1 protein-coding gene is annotated in these 404 nt (G+C 43.8%); it reads right to left on the bottom strand.

The window, feature by feature from the left end:
* The coding region (locus A6D97_RS01105) for a transposase (protein ID WP_139074286.1) at positions 1–404 on the bottom strand (404 nt) is incomplete at both ends.

Genomic DNA, 404 nt, shown 5'->3' with positions numbered 1-404 from the left:
AAGAAGTAGTCGGTATCTCGATACCCATACCCCATTCGCTTGATTAGCTTTATCTTGTTGTTTATCCCTTCTAGGGTGCAGGTGTTTAGCGGATAACTTGCCGATGCGATAATACCGTGAAGATAAGGACTCAGTTTTCGTGCGAACTCTTTCAATGGCTTAATTCCACTCTCTTGTACTTGTGCCCACCACGCCTCCCAGAGCCCTTTAGCATGTGCTTCTGATTCACAATACCAAAGCTCTTTGAGCTGTGCCCCGAGTATATAAGTGGTCATTAAGTCCTTATTGATATTCAATATTTCTGTAAGATAGCTGTCTTGCCGTGGATTTAAGTTGCCTCTATTTTTCAACAACACCCAGCGTGAGCGCTTGACCCATTGCCTCGCTTTTTTATCTTGCTTGAG

The sequence above is a fragment of the Vibrio sp. ZF57 genome, assembly GCF_001691235.1.
In the GTDB taxonomy this organism is placed as follows: Bacteria; Pseudomonadota; Gammaproteobacteria; order Enterobacterales; family Vibrionaceae; genus Vibrio; species Vibrio crassostreae_C.
This window is presented reverse-complemented; position numbering and strand designations above follow the sequence as displayed.